We start from the raw sequence: 19,857 nt of genomic DNA, 5'->3' as shown, positions 1-19,857 counted from the left end.
GGGCGGTTGGGCGGCGAGCGGCGAGCGGCGAGCAGCTGACGGTTGAGGCGGTTCGCGGTTCGCGGTTAGGTAGTCGAGGCAGCGGCGTCGTGCAACTTGATCGCTCCGGAATGGATCGCGGCAGCGGTGAAGCTGGCGGAAGTGATGGAAGTGGCGGAAGCGGCGGAAGCGGCGGAAGCGGCGGAAGCGGCGGAAGCGGCGGAAGCGGCGGAAGCGGCGGAAGCGGCGGAAGCGGCGGAAGCGGCGGAAGCGGCGGAAGCGGCAAAAATGATCGCATAAGCCGGTTCGCCCGGCCTGCACCGAATCGATCGATTTTGTGCCGCTCCGGTAACGCGTGAGCCCCGCCGCCCGTGAACCGCCGGCTGTCCGGCGCAGTCGCTCCGGTCGGCACCCGGATTCGGCGGTCGCGGCCGATAGCCGCAGATCGCCCGACCAAGCCGCTGCCGTCGCCGAGCCGCCGGCCCGACCGCCACGACGCGCGCCCCGCCCTTGCCGGGCCGAATCCGGCCTCGGGGCCGTGCCCGTCGGCCTATCCGCTGGTCCGACCGCCCGCCCCAACCGGCGTGACGGCCCGACGGCCGGACAACCCGAAATCCCGACAGCCCGAAATCCCAACGGCCCAACGGCCCGACGGTCCGACGGTCCGACGGTCCGACGGTCCGTTTGACATTGTTTATCGATTCGACCGAGGAACCGACGGCGCCGCCGACAGTCGCCTTGCGTTTTTTGCGTCGATTGACGATCCTACGCACCTTCCGGCGAGCCGGGGGCCACGTGCGCCTGCCGCGCCGCCCCGCCGTCGTCTCGGACCGTGCCGGTCCGTCATCGCGCCGCGAGCCGCGGCGCCGCGCATTCGACGTACGCCAGAACGATTGCACGATCGACCGAACCGCCGCGCGCGAGCCGCCCTTGCGCCGCGCCGCCGGTTTGCGCAGCATTCCGACAGAACCCTGCCCTTCGGGGCGCCCGATATTCCGCTTATGTTCGAATCCCTGACGACCCTGATCAAGAAGTGGCGCGCGTCGCGCAGCGCGAGTCATCAGCTCGACGCGCTCCTCGCGACGGCCGACGCCGACGCTCCTTACGCGGAGCGCGCCGAATGGCTGATCGAGCTCGCGCACTGGCTGCGCCGCGACGGCGCGATGCTGGCCGCCGCGCCCGCGCAGGCCGAATCCGGCGAACGCACGTTCGCCGCGCACGCGCGGCTGCGCTACGTGCTCCACGTGCTCGATCGCAACCCCGAGTGGAAGACGAACGTCGCGCGCGTGCTGCGCGGCGTGCTGCGCGAAAGCGACGGCATCTCGCTGCTGTGCGACGCCGGAATGCCCGTGCATTCGGGCTTCTTCGGCGCGCTCGTCGAGCGGATCGACTCGTCGCTGATCCCGCCCGCGCCGAACCGCCGCGAGCTCGCCGCGCTGTTCACGCTGATGTTTCCGTCGACGCCCGACGCGCAATGGATCGACGCGCTGCCCGACGATCTGCTCGCGCGCCTGGCCGACCTGTTCGCGTTCGACGTGACCGACAAGGAGCGCCACCAGCCCGGCTCGCTCTCGCGCGACCTGCTCGCCGCGCTGCACAACCTCACGTGCCAGATCAGCTCGACGGGCCTGTCGCAGACGGTACGCAGCCGCCTGTCGGACGAGGACGCGCGCACGCCGCTCGAAGCGCAGCCGTTCTACCGGCTCACGCGCGCGATGCTCGCCGTCGAGACCGCGCAAGCCGCGCTCGACGACGGCGGCGCTCCGAGCAAGCTGCTGCACGAAGTCAACTATCTGCGCGTGCTGCTCGACGAGTGCCGCGTGTCGATCGACGACGTGTTCTCGCATCTGTACCGCAACGGCGTGTCGGTCGACATCGTGTTCCAGGTCGAGCGCATGCGCATGCGCATCCTGCGCGCGGAGACGCTGCTGAATGCGTGGATGGCGCGCGACGATCTGCGCGGCCTCGCGCGCCTGACGGCCGAGCTCGTCGACGCGAATCAAAACAGCCAGAGCGTGTCGCACCTCGTGCGCAGCAACTTCGCCCTCTTCGCGCGCAAGCTCGTCGAGACCAACGCCGACACCGGCGAGCACTACATCTCGCGCGGCCGCGCCGAGTATCTGAGGATGCTGCGGGCGGCGGCGGGCGGCGGGCTCGTGACGGTCGTGACCGTCTGCATCAAGTTCGGGATCACGGGCGCGCACCTGCAATCGATGCTCGAAGGGCTGCTCGCCGGCATCAACTACGCGGCGAGCTTCATGCTGATGCACTTCCTGCATTTCACGCTCGCGACGAAGCAGCCCGCGATGACCGCGCCGACGCTCGCGCGCGAGCTCGACGGCACCGGCCACGACGAAGGCGTGAAGCAGTTCGTGTCGTCGGTGATCGCGCTGATCCGCACGCAGGCGGCCGCGATCTGCGGCAACGTGCTCGTCGTGCTGCCCGTCTGCTTCGCCGTGCAGATGTTCGCGAGCAGCGTGCTGCACGCGAACGTGATTTCGCCGGAGAAGGCGCACGCGACGCTGAAGTCGTTCTCGCTCATCGGCCCGACGCCGATCTACGCGGCGCTGACGGGCGTGCTGCTGTGGGCGTCGAGCCTGCTTGCCGGCTGGGCCGACAACTGGTTCGTGCTGCATCGCGTCGGCGACGCGCTCGCGTACAACCGCCGCCTGCGGATCACGCTCGGCGTCGCGGGCGCGGCGAAGCTCGCGCATTTCTGCCGCTCGAACGTGGCGGGCGTGGTCGCCAACGTCGGGCTCGGGCTGATGCTCGGCCTCGTGCCGGCGATCGTCAGCGCATTCGCGTTCTCGTTCGAGGTGCGGCACGTGACGCTCTCCGCAGGCTCGATCGGCGTCGCGCTCGGCGTGCTCGGCGAGGAAACGCTGCGCTCGGCCGAGCTGTGGTGGGCGGTTGCGGGCGTCTTCAGCATGGCGATCCTCAACGTCGCGGTGAGCTTCGCGCTCGCGTTCACGATGGCGGTGCGCTCGCGCAGCCTGCGGCCGACGAAGGTGCGCGCGCTCGTCGCCGCGATCGGCCGCGCCGTGCTCGCGCGGCCGGCGAGCCTCGTCTGGCCGCCGCGCGGCGCCGCGGCAAGCGATTCCCGCGCGCACTGATCGGGCGGCCGAGCGGGCCGGCGCGGCGGCACGGCGGCGCCCCCCGAGCGGGGAAAGCGCGCCGACGGCGCCGCGCGACGCACCGCGGGCACCGGGGCGGCACGCGGCGACCTCGCGCCGCCCCGGCCGCCGCGCGCGAATCGCGACAACGAACAGGGTGCGTGCGTCGAAGTCGAGGAAGTCGACCCGCCGCACGGGAACACGGCGACGCGCCGATACCCCGATACCCCGATACGCCAACACGCACGATTTCGCCTACCCTGCGCCGATGCGCGGCGCTCTGCGCAACCGCCCGCGGCGAGCCCGCCCACCCCGCGTACAATGGCGTACTTTTGCACGCACCAGCCCGCCTTATGTCCTCGCCGACCCTATTCGACTTCTTCGCTCCCTGCCCGCGCGGGCTCGAAGCCGCGCTCGCCGCCGAGCTCGCGGAAATCGCCGCGCGCCATGCGATCGCCCCGTACGACGCGGGCGAGCAGGTGCCGGGCGGCGTCCATTTCCGCGGCGGCTGGGCGGCCGGCATGGCGGCCAACCTGCATTCGCGGATCGCGAGCCGCGTGCTGCTGAAGATCGCGCACCGTCCGTACCGCAACGAGCAGGACGTCTACGCGCTCGCGCTCGAGCAGCCTTGGGAGCGCTGGTTCGCGTCGACGCAGACGCTGCGCGTCGACATCACCGCGATCAAGTCGCCGCTGAAGAGCCTCGAATTCGCGACGCTGCGCGTGAAGGACGCGATCTGCGACCGCCTGCGCGAGAAGACGGGCGCGCGCCCGAGCGTCGACACCGCGCAGCCGGACGTTCGCGTATTCGCGTTCCTGACGGCCGGCGACTGCACGCTTTACCTCGATACGTCGGGCGAGCCGCTATTCAAGCGCGGCTGGCGCCTCGACAAGGGCGCGGCGCCGCTGCGCGAGAACCTCGCGGCGGGCATCCTGCGCCTGACCGGCTGGATGCCCGGCACGCCGCTGTACGACCCGATGTGCGGCAGCGGCACGTTCGTCGCGGAAGCCGCGCAGATCGCGCTCGGCGTGGCGCCGGGCATCGAGCGCCGCTTCGGCTTCGAGAAGCTCAAGCAGTACGACATCACCGCGTGGCAGGCGCTGAAGGTCGCGGCGATGGACGCGAAGCGCGCGGCGCGCGGCAAGCGCGATGACCTGCTCGTCTTCGGCAGCGACATCTCCGGCGACATGCTCGAGAAGACGCGCGCGAACCTCGAGCGCGCGGGCGTGCCGTCGCTGTGGCTCAAGCAGCTCGACGCGCGCAACATGGCGCCGCCCGTCGAAACGCCAGGCGTGATCGTCACGAACCCGCCGTACGGCGAACGGATCGAGGTGCGCGGCCGCGGCCCACGCGGCGACGCGCGCGAGACGGGGAGAAACCGCGGCGGCGACGACGCGTTCCGCCGCACGCACACCGACGCGCCCGACGGCGAATTCTTCCGCGCGGTGGGCGACGCGCTCAAGCAGCGCTTCACCGGCTGGCAGGCGTTCATGCTGAGCTCGGACCGCACGCTGCCGGGCCAGCTGCGGCTGCGCGAATCGGCGAAGACGCCGCTCTTCAACGGCGCGCTCGAGTGCCGGCTGTTCCGCTTCGATCTGATCGCGGGCAGCGTCCGGCAGCGCCCGGCGGCCGCCGACGGCGACGGCGACGGCGAGTAACGCGCGGCGCGTTCGGCGGCGGCGCATTGCCCGCGCCGCGCAAGCGGCGATCCGGAGCGGCTGACGCGAGCGCCCCGTGGCGCGCCGAATCATTCGGTGCGGATGTTGGACACGGCCGGGCGGGCACAGCCTGTTGAGCTCGGCCGTTGAGCTCGACCATTGAGCTCCGCCGGTCGGGCGCCGCCGGTCGGGCACGGCCGGTCGGGCACGGCGGGATAAGCGCGGCCGGTCAGGCACGAAGCGCGAACGGTCCGCATCAAGCTTGCGCCGTGTGGCGAACGCGCCGATTCCGAGCCGCAGGCGCGATCGCCCGCGCGCGCGCCGGCCCCCATCCGGCGCGGCCGGTTGACTGCGGCCGGTTCGACACGACGCGCCGCTGGCCCGCATCGGCGGCCGCGCTCGAATCGCCCCGCCGGCCCCGTGCGTCGTGCGGCGCGCATGTCGATGCGGCGAGCGCGCAGTCGTCATTTCTTTTCAACGTCACCGTGCCAACGGCGCGCCGTCATCGCGAGCGGCCGCCCCGTCTCGAGCAGCGTCTTCAGGCTCGACAGCACGACGGGCCAGCCCATCCTGATTCCGCGGTCCATGTCCGAATCCGGCACGAGATTCTCGTGCTTCACGGTGAGGCGCACCGCGTCGTCCATGAACGGCTCGACGGCGAACGTCACGCGCGTGTCCTCGCTGCCGGTCGGAAATCGCCACGAGATCACGAGCCGGCTCGGCGAATCGTTCTCGATCACGTCGCCGACGAGATCGACCGTGCGCGGATCGTCGTAATCCTGGTGCTCCCAGCGCGAACCGGGCTTCCAGTCCGGCGACGCGTTGCGGTGCCGGCACCAGTACTCCTTCGTCAGCTCCGCGTTGGTGAGCGCATCGAACACGCGCTCGGGCGTCGATGCGATGTATGTCACGTACACATAAGCGGGGTCAGCCATCGTCGTCTCCCTGTCCTCATCGGTGCGGGCCGCGCCGGGCCCGCGTTGCGGATTGGCGAGCGCCTGCGGGCGGCGCCCGAGCTTGCCGATCCGGCGCTCGGCGGTTTCGGCGGTTTCGGCGGTTTCGTCGATCTCGTCGATCTCGTCGATCTCGTCGAGCGCGGCGAGCGCGGCGAGCGCGGCGAGCGCGGCGAGCGGCTCGGAATTCGGGTCATCCAATTTCTGGCGGCCGCGCGCCCCGCACGATCGCCGCGGTATTCACACCCTCGAAGCACGTCTCGCACGTGCCGCTCCGTCGATTGCCGACGCCTCGCGGCGCGTCGCCGGTGTTATGGCGAACCTATCGGCGAGTTCTTTGTCCAGCCCTTTCGGCAAGCTCTTCGGCAAGCTCTTCGGCAAGCTCTTCGGCAAGCTCTTCGGCAAGCTCTTCGGCAAGCTCTTCGGCAAGCTCTTCGGCAAGCTCTTCGGCAAGCTCTTCGGCAAGCTCTTCGGCAAGCTCTTCGACGAGCCCCTCGCCCCCCCCTCGACAAGCCGTTCGCCGAGCCCTCCGCCGGGTTCGGTTCACGTCGGCCGTCGCGCGCGGCGTATGCGGCGAATCGCGCCGGCAACGGTGCGCGTGGGCCGCGCGCGCATCGAATGCGAGGTCGTCGAACGCCGGGCGGCACGGCTTCATTTTGCGACCTGAAAGTAGCGCGTCAAGCACCGTTACGCTGCTGACAATACGTTGTCAGCAGGCTCCGCGCACACTGCGAAGCCGTCGCGCCGCGACGCGGGTTTCCGGGGCGGACTCCCCCGCACATCAACGTACAAGGAGCTTGCAATGACTACCGCAAACAGCGAACGCGTGATCGCCTGGTTCGACATTCCGTCAGTCGATTTCGACCGCGCGATCCGCTTCTACGAGACCGTGCTGCAAACGGCGTTGCAGCGCGAGGTGATCGGCGGCGTGCCGACCGCGGTCTTCGTGCATCCGGAGGCGGCCACGGGCGGCGCGGTCGTCTACGATCCGCAGCGACTGAAGCCGGGCGCGGACGGCACCGTCGTCTACCTGAACGCGAACGGCCCGGTGACGGCCGCGCTCGAGCGTGCGAAGCGCGCGGGCGGCATCGTGCAGGGCTCGGTGATCGAGCTGCCGAACAACTACGGCTACATCGGCTATCTCGTCGACACCGAAGGCAATCGCGTCGGCCTGCATTCGCTCAAATGCAGTTGAGCGCGTCGCCGGTGAGCTGCGTGCTTGCGCCGACGGGCAGAACGTCGGCCGCGCGAGCCGGGACGCGCCGCGCCGGCGCGCATGCGGCAGCGTGCGAGCCGGCGTGGAGAATGGCCTTCGGCATGGTGTCGGTGTCGGTGTCGGTGTCGACGCCGAAGACGGTGGCGGGAACGGCGACGAAGGCGGAAGCGGCAATCGCCAACCGCACGGCGGCGCGTGCGGCTGGGGAAACGGCGGCGGCGGTGTCGGTGTTGTCGGTGTTGTCGGTGTTGTCGGTGTTGTCGGTGTTGTCGGTGTTGGCGGTGTTGGCGGTGTTGGCGGTGTTGGCGGTGTTGGCGGTGTTGGCGGTGTTGGCGGTGTTGGCGGTGTTGGCGGTGTTGGCGGTGTTGGCGGTGTTGGCGACGTTGGCGACGTTGGCGACGTTGGCGGCAGCGGCGTCAGCGTCAGCGCCAGCGTCAGCGCCAGCGTCAGCGCCAGCGTCGACATCAGCATCGACGTCGACATCACCCCCGATGACGGCCGTAGCGCCGCCGACATCGAAGCACGTGCAATCGCCCGCCGCAACGATCGCGCACATCGGATCGCCTACGAAAACCGCGCGCGCCCGCCGTCGCGCGCGGCGCTATCATCGCGGCATTGCCCCCCTCGTTCCCACTCTCGAAGGCTCGCGATGACGCGCCGCGCCGACCGTCTGTTCCAAATCGCCGAGTTGCTGCGCGGCCGCCGCCTGACGACCGCGCAGCAACTCGCCGACTGGCTGTCGGTATCGCCGCGCACCGTGTATCGCGACGTGCGCGATCTGCAACTGTCGGGCGTGCCGATCGAAGGCGAAGCCGGGATCGGCTACCGCCTGAACCGCGCGGCGAGCCTGCCGCCCCTCACGTTCACCGCGGAAGAGCTCGCCGCGCTCGCGGCGGGCGCGCGGATGCTCGAGACGTGGGGCGGCGCGCGCTTCGCGGGCGGCGCGCGTTCGGCGCTCGCGAAGATCGCGTCGGCGATGCCCGCCGACAAGCGCGCGACGCTCGACCGGCTCGCGGTGTTCGCGCCGTCGTTTCACATCGACCGCGCGTTCTCGGAGAAAGTGGATGCGCTGCACGAAGCGGTCGACGGCCGCCGCGTCGTGAGCTTCGCGTACTGCGACCGGCTCGGCGCGCAGACGACGCGCCGCGTGTGGCCGCTCGGGCTCGTGTACTGGGGCGGGCGCTGGACGATCGGCGCGTGGTGCGAACTGCGCGAGGACTTCCGCACGTTCGACATCGCGCGCATGAACGAGGTCGCGATGCACGGCCCGTTTCCGGATCAGGAGGGCAAGCGGCTCGCCGACTATCTGCGCAAGGCGAACGCGCCCGTGCGCTGAACGCGGCGCAATCGCGCCGCGCGATCTCGAATGCCCGCAAAACGCGTCGCGGCGAGTCGCGAGTCGCGAATTGTGAGTTGCGAGCCACCACTCGCAATTCACGCGGCGCCCCCGCCCGGCACGAAATTGAAAACGAAGAAAACGGAGGAATCAGAGCACAAGCGGCGGCGACCCAAGCGCGCCGGCCGCACGGCGCGATCCGCGTCGCCGCCGCGCCGCCGCGCCGGCGCCCGCACACAAAAGAAAAGCGCCGGATCGACGCGCCCCTTTCGGAGCGCACGCCGACCGGCGCGATGCTGCCGCGCGGCGCGCGCCCGGCCGGGCGCACGCGCGCCGCGTCACTCGACCGACTTCACCATGTCCTCGATCACCTTCTTCGCGTCGCCGAAGACCATCATCGTCTTGTCCATGTAGAAGAGCTCGTTGTCGAGGCCCGCGTAGCCCGCCGCCATCGACCGCTTGTTGACGATCACCGTGCGCGCCTTGTACGCCTCGATGATCGGCATCCCCGCGATCGGCGATTTCGGATCGTTCTTCGCCGCCGGATTCACGACGTCGTTCGCGCCGAGCACGAGCACGACGTCCACCTGCCCGAATTCGCCGTTGATGTCCTCCATCTCGTGGACGATCTCGTACGGCACTTCGGCTTCCGCGAGCAGCACGTTCATGTGGCCCGGCATCCGCCCCGCGACCGGATGAATCGCGTAGCGCACGTCGATGCCCTTCTCGACGAGCTTGTCGGTCAGCTCCTTCAGCGCGTGCTGAGCGCGCGCCACCGCCAGGCCATAGCCCGGCACGATCACGACCGATTCGGCGTTGCCGAGCATGAACGACGCGTCCTCCGCCGAGCCCGACTTCACCGGCCGCTGTTCCTTCTCGCCGCCCGCCGACGCCGCGCCCGCATCGCCGCCGAAGCCGCCCAGGATCACGTTGAAGAACGAGCGGTTCATCGCGTGGCACATGATGTACGACAGGATCGCGCCCGACGAGCCGACGAGCGAGCCCGCGATGATCAGCATCGCGTTGTTCAGCGAGAAGCCGATGCCCGCCGCCGCCCACCCCGAGTACGAGTTCAGCATCGACACGACGACCGGCATGTCCGCGCCGCCGATCGGAATGATGATCAGCACGCCGAGCGCGAACGCGATCGCCGTCATGATTCCGAACGGCAGCCACGATTGCGTGAGGAAGAACAGAGCGCCGAAGCCGAGCATCGCGAGCGCGAGCATCAGGTTCACCAGATGCTGGCCCGGATAGACGACGGGCGCGCCCTGGAACAGCCGGAACTTGTACTTGCCCGACAGCTTGCCGAACGCGATCACCGAGCCGGAGAACGTGATCGCGCCGACGAACGTGCCGATGAACAACTCGATCCGGTTGCCGTACGGGATGAAGTTCGGCGAGCTCGCGTCCTGCGGCACGAGCCCGAACGCCTCCGGCTCCGCGACCACCGCGACCGCGATGCACACGGCCGCGAGACCGATCAGCGAGTGCATCGCCGCGACGAGCTCGGGCATCTTCGTCATCTCGACGCGCGCGGCGATCACCGAGCCCACCGCGCCGCCGATCACGAGCGCGCCGAACACGAGCCCGAGCCCGAGCGGCAGGTTCGCGCCGAGCCACGCGGCCTGCTTCGCGATCAGCGCGACGGTGGTCAGGATCGCGATCGCCATCCCGACCATTCCGAATAGATTGCCTCGTCTAGCGCTCTTCGGATTCGACAGCCCCTTGAGCGCCTGGATGAAGCACACCGACGCGACGAGGTACAGCAACGTGACGACGTTCATGCTCATCGCGCGCCCTCCTTCGCCTTGCCGCCCGCCTGCTTCGGCTCCTTCTTCTTGAACATCTCGAGCATGCGCCTCGTCACGAGGAAGCCGCCGAACACGTTGACCGCCGCGAGCGCGACGGCGAGCGTGCCGAACACCTTGCCGACGCCGCCCAGCGTGAGCGCGGCCGCGAGCATCGCGCCGACGATCACGATCGCCGAGATCGCGTTCGTCACCGCCATCAGCGGCGTATGCAGCGCGGGCGTCACGTTCCACACCACGTGGTAGCCGACGTACACCGCCAGCACGAAGATGATCACGTTGATGACCGTGTGATTGATGATCTCCATGGCCTCCTCCCGTTATTTGCGCACGACTTCGCCGTCGCGGCACAAAAGCGTCGCGGCCACGATGTCGTCCGAAAGATCGATGTTGAGCGCGCCTTCCTTCGTGACGATCAGCTTCAGGAAGTCGAACAGGTTGCGCGCGTAGAGCGACGACGCGTCGGCGGGCACCATCGCGGCCAGGTTCGTGTAGCCCGCGATCGTCACCCCTTGGTGCACGATCACCTGATCGGCGACGGTGAGCGGGCAGTTGCCGCTCTTCCTGCCGTCGAATTCGGGGCCGCGGCCCGCCGCGAGATCGACGAGCACCGAGCCCGGCTTCATCGACTGCACGGTCTCGACGGAGATCAGCGTCGGCGCGGCGCGGCCCGGAATCAGCGCGGTGGTGATCACGATGTCGGCCTGCTTCGCGCGATCGTGCACGAGCGCCGCCTGCCGGCCGAGCCACGACGCCGGCATCGGCCGCGCGTAGCCGCCGACGCCTTGCGCGGCATCGCGCTCTTCTTGCGTTTCGTAAGGAACGTCGAGAAATTTCGCGCCGAGCGATTCGATCTGCTCCTTCACCGCCGGGCGCACGTCGGACGCCTCGATCACGGCGCCCAGGCGCTTCGCGGTCGCGATCGCCTGCAGGCCCGCGACGCCCGCGCCGAGCACGAGCACCCGCGCGGCCTTCACGGTGCCCGCGGCCGTCATCAGCATCGGAAAGAAGCGCGGATACAGCGTCGCGGCGACGAGCACCGCCTTGTAGCCGGCGATGTTCGCCTGCGACGACAGCACGTCGAGGCTCTGCGCGCGCGTCGTGCGCGGCGCGGCTTCGAGCGCGAAGCCCGTCACGCCCGCCGCCGCGAGGCGCGCCGCCTGCTCGGCGTTGAACGGCTCGAGCATGCCGACCAGCACCGAGCCTCGCTTCAGATGCCCGTTCTCGGCGTCGGTCGGCGCCTGGACCTTCAGCACGATGTCCGCGGCGAACGCGGCGGCCGCATCGGCGAGCTCCGCGCCGGCCGCCGCATACGCGTCGTCCGGAAAGCTCGCGGCCGTGCCCGCGCCGCGCTCGACCGTGACGCGGTGGCCAGCCGCCGCGTATTTCTTGACCGTCTCCGGCGTCGCCGCCACGCGCGCCTCGTTCGCCCGCGTTTCGGCAGGCACTCCGATATGCATCGTCGATCCCTCCTCTTCGTTTGTTCTACTGCGACGGCGAGCCGGAAGACTGACATACCGGCTCGAAGGCAACGGCTGTTTCAGGCGCCACTTTAACCGAAAGCGGTGACGATTCATCAATGCGACCCCTTTCCGGCGGCCGCGCCCGTGCGCATCGGCAACGCCCGCAGTTGCGCCGGGGTCGGAACCGCGCTATACGCGCATTCGGCAGCCGCGCGGCGCAACCGGTAAAATGCGCGGCTATGAAACCCGAAATCTGGACCCCGCACGTGACGGTCGCCGCGATCGTCGAACGCGACGGGCGCTTTCTCGTGATCGAAGAACAAACGTCGTCCGGCCTGCGCATCAACCAGCCGGCGGGCCACCTCGAAGCCGGCGAGACGCTCGTCGAAGCGGTGATCCGCGAGACGCTCGAGGAAACCGCGCATCCGTTCGAGCCGGACGCGCTCGTCGGCGTGTATCTCGCGCACTACGCACGCCCGGCGAGCGCCGGCGCGACCTACCTGCGCTTCACGTTCTGCGGCCGCGCGGGCGTCGAGCACGCCGATCGCGCGCTCGACGCCGGCATCGTCCGCACGCTGTGGATGACGCCCGAGGAACTGCGCGCCTGCGAGGATCGCCACCGCTCGCCCGCGGTGATGCGTTGCGTCGACGACTACCTCGCCGGCCGCCGCGTGCCGCTCGATTTCGTGCATACGCATTCGGTCGCGCCGTATCGCGCGGCCCCGGATCATCAGGCGGTGGGCAAATGACGAAGCGTCGAGTCGTGGTGGGCATGTCGGGCGGCGTCGATTCGTCGGTGACGGCGTGGCTCTTGAAGGAACAGGGCTACGACGTCGTCGGCCTCTTCATGAAGAACTGGGAGGACGACGACGACGGCGAATACTGCTCGACGCGGCAGGATTGGATCGACGTCGTGTCGGTCGCGGACCTGATCGGCATCGACGTCGAGGCCGTCAATTTCGCGGCCGAATACAAGGACCGGGTATTCGCCGAGTTCCTGCGCGAATACTCGGCGGGCCGCACGCCGAACCCGGACGTGCTGTGCAACGCCGAGATCAAGTTCAAGGCGTTCCTCGATCACGCGATGTCGCTCGGCGCGGAAACGATCGCGACCGGCCACTACGCGCGCGTGCGCGAGCGCGACGGCCGCTTCGAGCTGCTGAAGGCGCTCGATCATACGAAAGACCAGTCGTACTTCCTGCATCGCCTCAATCAGGCGCAACTGTCGAAAACGATGTTCCCGCTCGGCGAGATCCCGAAGACGAAGGTCCGCGAGATCGCCGCGCAGATCGGGCTGCCGAACGCGAAGAAGAAGGATTCGACGGGCATCTGCTTCATCGGCGAGCGCCCGTTCCGCGATTTCCTGAACCGCTATCTGCCGACGAAACCCGGCCCGATGAAGACGCCCGACGGCAAGACGGTCGGCGAGCACATCGGCCTCGCGTTCTACACGTTCGGCCAGAGGAAGGGCATCGGGCTCGGCGGCAGCAAGGACGGCAGCGGCGAGCCGTGGTTCGTCGCGGCGAAGGACATTGCGTCGAACACGCTCTACGTCGTGCAGGGCCACGATCATCCGTGGCTGCGCTCGCGCGAGCTCGTCGCGGGCAACGTGAGCTGGGTCGCGGGCGAGCCGCCCGCCGACGGCGCGCGGTGCGGCGCGAAAACCCGTTATCGGCAGGCCGACGCGGCTTGCATGTTCGGCCGGGCCGCGCCGGATCGAGGCGCGTCAAGCCGGGCCGGGCAAGACCGAGCCGCGCCGGGCGCCGGCGCACCGCCTGCCGGCGCGGCCGATGCCGGCGGCGAGCGCTTCTCGCTCACGTTCGACGAGCCGCAATGGGCCGTCACGCCCGGCCAGTCGGCCGTGCTGTACGACGGCGACGTATGCGTCGGCGGCGGGATCATCGAGTCCGCGGCGACGGAACGCCCCGACGCCGCCCCCGAGGGCCGCGCAAGCGCGCTCGCCGAAGCGCGCTGAACCCCGATCGGTTTAGACTTGCGGCACGCGAGGCACGCGAGGCACGCCGCGCCGGCCGGGCGCCGTGCGCGCGCGCCGCCGCGCCTGCCGCCGACGCGCGGCGGCATCCGAAAAACGATATGGAGTCCCCATGCTTTCTCGACGCTATCTCGCGATGTGGTGCGCGCTCGCCCTCTTCGCGGCCGTCGCCGTGCTCGCGGCGCGGCACACGATCTCGTGGCTGTGGATCGTGCCCGTCGCCGCGCTCGTCGCGCTCGGCCTGTACGACCTGAAGCAGGACCGCCACGCGATCCTGCGCAACTATCCGCTCTGGGGCCATCTGCGCTTCCTGTTCGAATTCATCCGCCCCGAAATCCGCCAGTACTTCGTCGAGGACGATACCGACGAAAAACCGTTCTCGCGCGCGCAGCGCAGCCTCGTCTACCAGCGCGCGAAGAACGTCGCCGACAACCGGCCCTACGGCACCGAGCTCGACGTGAAGGCGGTCGCGCACGAATGGATCAGCCATTCGCTCGCGCCGACGAAGCTCGACGGCCACGACTTCCGGGTGCGCGTGGGCGCGACGCGCGAGCAGCCGTACGACATCTCGATCTTCAACATCTCGGCGATGAGCTTCGGCGCGCTGTCGGCGAACGCGATCCGCGCGCTCAATCTCGGCGCGAAGCAAGGCGGCTTCGCGCACGACACGGGCGAAGGCTCGCTGTCGAAATATCACCGCGAGCATGGCGGCGACATCATCTGGGAGATCGGCTCCGGCTACTTCGGCTGCCGCCGCGACGACGGCACGTTCGATCCGGACACATTCGAGAAGCAGGCGCGCGCCCCGCAGGTGAAGATGATCGAGGTGAAGCTGTCGCAAGGCGCGAAGCCCGGCCACGGCGGCGTGCTGCCCGCCGCCAAGATCACGCCCGAGATCGCCGAGACGCGCGGCGTGCCGATGGGCAAGGATTGCGTGTCGCCCGCCGCGCACTCGGCGTTCTCGACGCCGCGCGGGCTGCTCGAATTCGTCGACCGGCTGCGCGAGCTGTCCGGCGGCAAGCCGACGGGCTTCAAGCTGTGCGTCGGCCATCCGTGGGAATTCTTCGGGATCGCGAAGGCGATGCTCGAGACGGGCATCGTGCCGGACTTCATCGTCGTCGACGGCGCGGAAGGCGGCACCGGCGCGGCGCCCCTCGAATTCACCGATCACGTCGGCGTGCCGCTGCAGGAAGGGCTTCTCCTCGTGCACAACACGCTCGTCGGGATCGGGCTGCGCGAGCGGGTGAAGCTCGGCGCGAGCGGCAAGATCATCACCGCGTTCGATATCGCGCGCACGCTCGCGATCGGCGCGGACTGGGTGAACTCGGCGCGCGGCTTCATGTTCGCGGTCGGCTGCATCCAGGCGCAGCACTGCCACACCGACCGCTGCCCGACGGGCGTCGCGACGCAGGACCCGGTGCGCCAGCGCGCGCTCGTCGTGCCGGACAAGGCGGAGCGCGTCCACAACTTCCATCGCAACACGCTGCACGCGCTGCAGGAGCTCGTGCAGGCGGCGGGGCTGTCGCACCCGTCCGAGCTGCGCGCGCATCACATCGTGCAGCGCGTCGCGCCGCACGAAGTGCGGCTGATGTCGCAACTGCTCAAGTATCTGGAGCCGGGCGCGCTGCTGAACGGCGGCCATTGCGGCTTCTCGCTGTACGAGACGTGGTGGCCCGTCGCGCGCAGCGATTCGTTCTCGCCCGGCGAGGCCGTATACGCGCGCGTCGACAAGCGCGCGCCGGCGCGCGCGTAGCCGCATCGCGCGAAGCGTCGCGACGGCGCGCGCGGCGAAGCGGTCGTGCGAATCGTCGCGGTGCGGCGGTGCGGCGGTGCGGCGGTGCGGCGGTGCGGCGGTGCGGCGGTGCGGCGGTGCGGCGGTGCGGCGGTGCGGCGGTGCGGCGGTGCGGCGGTGCGGCGGTGCGGGCAAATATGATGCGACGATCCACAGCCGATGCAACCGCCTACAGCCGTTGAACGGCGCGATCGCGAGCCGCGTTCCGAAACGCCGCGCCGTCAGCCGGCTCGCGCGACGCAGCTTCGCCCCGCGAACACTCGATGCATCAAACGAAAACGCCCCATCCGGGGCGTTTTTTCGTCATCGCCGCGTGCGGCGACGCGTCACTGCGGAACCGTGTCGACGAACGTCTGGCGCTGCGCGAGCTTCGCGAAATGCTTGTCGAGATTCGAATGGCGCTCGCGCCAGTTGATCTCCGGCATCCGGAATTCGAGGTAGCCGAGCGCGCAGCCGAGCGCGATGTCGGCGAGCGTGTAGTGATTGCCGACGCACCACGTCTTGCCGGCGAGGCCCTGCGACATCGCGACGAGGCCGTCGTCGATCTTGCGCTGCTGGCGCGCGATCCACGCGTCGCTGCGCTGATGCGGCTCGCGCTGCACGTGCTCGATGCGGATCGCGACCGCCGCGTCGAGCACGCCGTCGCCGAGCGCCTCCCAGCACCGCACCTCGACGCGCTCGCGTCCGGACGGCGGAATCAGCTTGCCGACGGGCGAAAGCGTGTCGACGTATTCGCAGATCACGCGCGAATCGAACACGGCGGCGCCGTCTTCCATCACGAGGCACGGCACCTTGCCGAGCGGGTTCGACGCATGGATGTCGGTGTCCGGCGCCCAGACGTTTTCGAGCTCCAGCTTGTAGTCGATCTTCTTTTCAGCGAGCACGATTCGCGCCTTGCGGACGAACGGGCTGCTGAGCGAACCGATTAATTTCATCATCTGTCTTCTGTCGGGAATACCGCCCGAGAGTATACGTTGTCGCCGATCATAACCGGCCGTTGCGTCTGCGTTGATAATCGGCCGTCCGGCCTGTGGATGGTTTGCAACAATGACGCCCGCCGCGCGGGCCGGCAAGGCGGCGGCCGGCTTTGCTTCGGCCGCGGCCGCGGCCGCGCGGGCCGGGTCGCGGATTCGCGCCGACGTCCCGCGCCGACACGCCGGCCGCGCTCGACGGGCAGCGCGGCTTCGCGTCGCGCGCGGCGCGCTTTGTGTGTGCTTTCGCGTGCGCTGTTGCGCGCGCGGTTTCATGCGCGCACGGGCGCGGCGGGTCGAGCCGCCCCGCGGCGTCCGCACGGCCGCCTCGCCCCGTCGCGCGCGCGACCCGCGCGACGGCGCTACAATCGCGTGATGAATCAGCCGACCGAACCCGCCATCGCCCTCGACGTCCACCGCCAGCGCCGCGACCGCGTGCTGGCCAAGCTGCGCGCGCAAGGCGGCGGCGTCGCCATCGTGCCGACCGCGCCGGAAGTGCCCCGCAATCGCGACAGCGATTATCCGTACCGGCACGACAGCTACTTCCACTACCTGACGGGCTTCTCCGAGCCCGACGCGCTGCTCGTCCTCGACGCGTCGGCGGCAGGCGACGCGCCCCGCGCGATCCTCTTCTGCCGCGCGAAGAATCCCGAGCGCGAGATCTGGGAAGGGTTCCATTTCGGCCCCGAAGCCGCGCGCGACGCGTTCGGCTTCGACGCCGCGTTCCCGTACGACGCGCTCGACGCCGAGATGCCGCGCCTTCTCGCCGATGCGCACGCGCTCCACTACCGCTTCGGCGCGTCGGCCGAATTCGACGGCCGCCTGAACGGCTGGCTCGACGCGGTGCGCGCGCGCGCCCGCGCTGGCGTCGCCGCGCCCGGCGCCGCATTCGATCTCGAGCCGCTCCTCGACGACATGCGCCTCGTGAAAGATCCGCACGAGCAGGCGATCATGCGCCGCGCGGCCGAGATTTCCGCGCTCGCGCACCGCCGCGCGATGGCCGCGTGCCGTCCCGGGGTGCGCGAATACGAACTCGAGGCCGAGCTGCTCTACACGTTTCGCCGCCACGGCGCGCAATCGCCCGCCTACGGCTCGATCGTCGCGACGGGCGCGAACGCGTGCGTGCTCCACTATCCGGCCGGCAACACGATCGTCAAGGACGGCGACCTGATCCTGATCGACGCCGCCTGCGAGCTCGACGGCTACGCATCCGACATCACCCGCACGTTCCCGGCGAACGGCCGCTTCTCGGGCCCGCAGCGTGCGCTCTACGACATCGTGCTCGCCGCGCAGGAAGCGGCGATCGCGGCGACGCGCGCGGGCACGTCGTTCGACGCGCCGCACGACGCCGCGGTGCGCGTGCTCGCGCAGGGCATGCTCGACACCGGGCTCGTGCCGAAGGCGCGCTTCGCGAGCGTCGACGACGTGATCGCCGAGCGTGCGTACACGCGCTTCTACATGCACCGCACGGGCCATTGGCTCGGGATGGACGTGCACGACTGCGGCGACTACCGCGAGCGCGGCGCGCCGCGCGACGACGACGGCGCGCTGCCGTCGCGCGTGCTGCACGCGGGCATGGCGCTCACGATCGAGCCGGGCCTCTACGTGCGCCCGGCCGACGACGTGCCGCAGGCGTTCTGGGACATCGGCATCCGGATCGAGGACGACGCGTTCGTCACGCCGACGGGGTGCGAGCTGATCACGCGCGACGTGCCGGCGGCCGCCGACGAGATCGAGGCGTTGATGCGCGACGCGCAGACGCAAAGCGCCCGCCCGCAGCCATGACCCGCCCGCGCGCTTTCCTATCGAGACCCACGATTCAAGAACGATGACGACCGCCGCCCCCTCGCCCGCTTTCGACTTCGATATCGCGATCGTCGGCGCCGGGCCGGTCGGGCTTGCGCTCGCCGGCTGGCTCGCGCGGCGCAGCGCGACCCGCGCGCTGTCGGTCGCGCTCGTCGACGCGCGCGATCCCGACGCGAGCGCGAACGATCCGCGCGCGATCGCCGTGTCGCAAGGCAGCCGGATGCTGCTCGATACGCTCGGCTGGCCGGGCGACGCGACGCCGATCGAGCACATCCACGTCTCGCAGCGCGGCCATTTCGGCCGCACGCTGATCGATCGCGACGAGCACGATCTCGCCGCGCTCGGCTACGTCGTGCGCTACGGCTCGATCGTGCAGGCGCTCGCGCGCGCAGTGCGCGGCACGCCCGCGCACTGGTTCACGTCGACATCCGCGCATTCGCCGGCGCAGGACGCCGACGGCGTGACCGTCACGCTCGACACGCCGCAAGGCGCGCGCGCGCTGCGCGCGCGCGTGCTCGTGAACGCGGAAGGCGGCCTCTTCGACGACGGCAAGCGCAAGCTGACCGAGAGCGCGAAAAATCGCGACTATGGACAGACGGCGCTCGTCGGCACCGTCACGGTGTCGGCGCCGCGACCGCGCGTCGCCTGGGAGCGCTTCACCGGCGAAGGCCCGCTCGCGCTGCTGCCGCTCGGCGGCCCGCAACAGGCGGATTACGCGCTCGTCTGGTGCTGCGCGCCCGACGTCGCGCGGCGGCGCAGCGAATTGCCCGACGACGCGTTCCTGCAGGAACTCGGCGCGACGTTCGGCACGCGGATGGGACACTTCACGCGGATCGCCGGACGCGCGGCGTTCCCGCTCGGGCTCGCCGCGGCCGATACGCTCGTCGACGGCCGGGTCGCGATCGTCGGCAACGCCGCGCAGACGCTGCACCCGGTCGCGGGCCAAGGGCTGAACCTCGGGCTGCGCGACGCGCACACGCTCGCCGAGACGTTGTCCGAGCACGGCGCGACGCCGCTCGCGCTCGCGACGTTCAACGCGCGCCGCGCGCTCGACAGACGCTTCACGATCGGCGCGACCGATACGCTCGCCCGCCTGTTCACCATCGAGTCGCGCCCGCTCGCGGTGCTGCGCGGCGCGGCGCTCACCGCGCTCGAATTCGTGCCGCCGCTCAAGACGGCGATCGCGCGGCAGATGATGTTCGGACAGCGGCGCTGACGCGCACGGGCGCGGCCGTCGGCACGCGATCGTCGGTCATCGCCGGCGCGCGGCGTTCGGTCGCCGAAGGCTGAATGTCGGCAGCCGGCGGCCCGGCCGATCGAATCGAAATCGAAAAGCAGGCCGCGCGCCGTTGCGGCCATGTTCGCTCGAGTCATCTCGAGCGATGCCCGCGAGCCGCGCGTCGTGCGATCCGGGCAACGGTTTCTTCGCCGAGCGATTCGGTCAAGCCGCGACCGGCGTTTTTCCGACGCAATCGCGCGACGGGGCCGGCATCGAGCCTCTCATGCCGCACGCACGCTTTCCGCGTCGACGCCCATCCCGGCCGCCTCTCGCCGCGCCGCCGCCTTGCGCACCGAGACGCACGAGAAACGCGAGCGCGCGAGCGCCGTCACCGAAGCCGACGCCAACCGGCTTCGCGAGCTCGCGGCCCATTTCCCGCCGCATCGCAGCTACACCGCTTCGCAGGCGCGCACGATGCGTCATCCCACCTTCACGCAAGATTCATCGACGATTTAACGATTGCCGACAGTTGCCTAATTCGGCGGCA

At 70.1% G+C, this 19,857-nt stretch carries 17 protein-coding genes; 11 read left to right on the top strand and 6 right to left on the bottom strand.

Features of this window, described 5'->3' with window-relative positions:
* The first annotated feature begins 96 nt into the window (after nucleotides 1–96).
* The 3 genes from WS78_RS36920 to WS78_RS02725 all read left to right on the top strand — a co-directional run bounded on the left by WS78_RS36920 (nucleotide 97) and on the right by WS78_RS02725 (nucleotide 4,750).
* On the top strand, nucleotides 97–279 hold the full coding sequence (locus WS78_RS36920) for a hypothetical protein (protein WP_059583389.1): 183 nt from the start codon (nucleotides 97–99) through the stop codon (nucleotides 277–279).
* Between the two features lie 701 nt (nucleotides 280–980).
* Nucleotides 981–3,092 carry a site-specific recombinase gene (locus tag WS78_RS02730; RefSeq protein WP_038744354.1) on the top strand — a complete coding sequence of 704 codons (2,112 nt, stop codon included), beginning with the start codon at nucleotides 981–983 and terminating at the stop codon, nucleotides 3,090–3,092.
* A gap of 353 nt (nucleotides 3,093–3,445) precedes the next feature.
* Entirely contained in the window at nucleotides 3,446–4,750 is a 1,305-nt protein-coding gene (locus WS78_RS02725) for a THUMP domain-containing class I SAM-dependent RNA methyltransferase (RefSeq protein ID WP_059583388.1), read from the top strand.
* 464 nt (nucleotides 4,751–5,214) lie between these two features.
* Here the strand turns inward: WS78_RS02725 and WS78_RS02720 are convergent, their stop codons facing one another.
* Nucleotides 5,215–5,904: an SRPBCC family protein gene (locus WS78_RS02720; RefSeq protein WP_226377193.1), complete on the bottom strand. Its 690-nt coding sequence runs from the start codon at nucleotides 5,902–5,904 to the stop codon at nucleotides 5,215–5,217.
* A gap of 136 nt (nucleotides 5,905–6,040) precedes the next feature.
* Here WS78_RS02720 and WS78_RS02715 point away from each other — a divergent pair, with 136 nt between their 5' ends.
* A complete protein-coding gene (locus WS78_RS02715) occupies nucleotides 6,041–6,370 on the top strand; it encodes a hypothetical protein (protein ID WP_059608745.1) in 330 nt (109 codons plus the stop codon).
* Nucleotides 6,371–6,505: 135 nt separating this feature from the next.
* A complete protein-coding gene (locus WS78_RS02710) occupies nucleotides 6,506–6,898 on the top strand; it encodes a VOC family protein (protein ID WP_038755488.1) in 393 nt (130 codons plus the stop codon).
* Here the strand turns inward: WS78_RS02710 and WS78_RS36915 are convergent.
* Nucleotides 6,885–7,475, bottom strand: a complete 591-nt coding sequence (locus tag WS78_RS36915) for a hypothetical protein (RefSeq protein WP_059583383.1) — start codon at nucleotides 7,473–7,475, stop codon at nucleotides 6,885–6,887. The genes WS78_RS02710 and WS78_RS36915 overlap by 14 nt on opposite strands.
* 93 nt (nucleotides 7,476–7,568) lie before the next feature.
* Here WS78_RS36915 and WS78_RS02695 point away from each other — a divergent pair, with 93 nt between their 5' ends.
* A complete protein-coding gene (locus WS78_RS02695; RefSeq protein ID WP_059583380.1) occupies nucleotides 7,569–8,255 on the top strand; it encodes a helix-turn-helix transcriptional regulator in 687 nt (228 codons plus the stop codon).
* Nucleotides 8,256–8,593: 338 nt separating this feature from the next.
* Here the strand turns inward: WS78_RS02695 and WS78_RS02690 are convergent, their stop codons facing one another.
* Genes WS78_RS02690 through WS78_RS02680 form a run of 3 tightly spaced genes read right to left on the bottom strand, consistent with a single transcriptional unit; the run spans nucleotide 8,594 to nucleotide 11,526 of the window.
* Nucleotides 8,594–10,048, bottom strand: a complete 1,455-nt coding sequence (locus WS78_RS02690; RefSeq protein WP_038755482.1) for an NAD(P)(+) transhydrogenase (Re/Si-specific) subunit beta — start codon at nucleotides 10,046–10,048, stop codon at nucleotides 8,594–8,596.
* Nucleotides 10,045–10,374, bottom strand: a complete 330-nt coding sequence (locus WS78_RS02685) for an NAD(P) transhydrogenase subunit alpha (RefSeq protein ID WP_038755481.1) — start codon at nucleotides 10,372–10,374, stop codon at nucleotides 10,045–10,047. The genes WS78_RS02690 and WS78_RS02685 overlap by 4 nt, the downstream gene beginning before the upstream one ends.
* Nucleotides 10,375–10,386: 12 nt before the next feature.
* Nucleotides 10,387–11,526, bottom strand: a complete 1,140-nt coding sequence (locus WS78_RS02680) for a Re/Si-specific NAD(P)(+) transhydrogenase subunit alpha (RefSeq protein ID WP_038755479.1) — start codon at nucleotides 11,524–11,526, stop codon at nucleotides 10,387–10,389.
* 242 nt (nucleotides 11,527–11,768) lie between these two features.
* Here WS78_RS02680 and WS78_RS02675 point away from each other — a divergent pair, with 242 nt between their 5' ends.
* The 3 genes from WS78_RS02675 (at nucleotide 11,769) to WS78_RS02665 (ending at nucleotide 15,275) form a co-directional block, all read left to right on the top strand.
* On the top strand, nucleotides 11,769–12,278 hold the full coding sequence (locus WS78_RS02675) for an NUDIX hydrolase (RefSeq protein WP_059583377.1): 510 nt from the start codon (nucleotides 11,769–11,771) through the stop codon (nucleotides 12,276–12,278).
* Nucleotides 12,275–13,504, top strand: a complete 1,230-nt coding sequence (gene mnmA, locus WS78_RS02670; protein ID WP_059583374.1) for a tRNA 2-thiouridine(34) synthase MnmA — start codon at nucleotides 12,275–12,277, stop codon at nucleotides 13,502–13,504. Before WS78_RS02675 ends, mnmA begins: the two co-directional genes overlap by 4 nt.
* Nucleotides 13,505–13,634: 130 nt before the next feature.
* Complete coding sequence (locus WS78_RS02665; RefSeq protein ID WP_038755473.1) at nucleotides 13,635–15,275, top strand: FMN-binding glutamate synthase family protein; 1,641 nt, start codon at nucleotides 13,635–13,637, stop codon at nucleotides 15,273–15,275.
* Nucleotides 15,276–15,640: 365 nt separating this feature from the next.
* Here the strand turns inward: WS78_RS02665 and WS78_RS02655 are convergent, their stop codons facing one another.
* Nucleotides 15,641–16,252, bottom strand: a complete 612-nt coding sequence (locus WS78_RS02655; protein ID WP_038754142.1) for a glutathione S-transferase family protein — start codon at nucleotides 16,250–16,252, stop codon at nucleotides 15,641–15,643.
* 408 nt (nucleotides 16,253–16,660) lie between these two features.
* Here WS78_RS02655 and WS78_RS02650 point away from each other — a divergent pair, with 408 nt between their 5' ends.
* Together WS78_RS02650 and WS78_RS02645 are read left to right on the top strand one after the other, a co-directional pair.
* On the top strand, nucleotides 16,661–18,070 hold the full coding sequence (locus tag WS78_RS02650) for an aminopeptidase P N-terminal domain-containing protein (RefSeq protein ID WP_059583646.1): 1,410 nt from the start codon (nucleotides 16,661–16,663) through the stop codon (nucleotides 18,068–18,070).
* Nucleotides 18,071–18,113: 43 nt separating this feature from the next.
* A complete protein-coding gene (locus WS78_RS02645) occupies nucleotides 18,114–19,307 on the top strand; it encodes a UbiH/UbiF/VisC/COQ6 family ubiquinone biosynthesis hydroxylase (protein ID WP_038754148.1) in 1,194 nt (397 codons plus the stop codon).
* Nucleotides 19,308–19,857: the final 550 nt, after the last annotated feature.

It is taken from the genome of Burkholderia savannae (genome assembly GCF_001524445.2).
Taxonomy (GTDB): domain Bacteria; phylum Pseudomonadota; class Gammaproteobacteria; order Burkholderiales; family Burkholderiaceae; genus Burkholderia; species Burkholderia savannae.
This window is presented reverse-complemented; position numbering and strand designations above follow the sequence as displayed.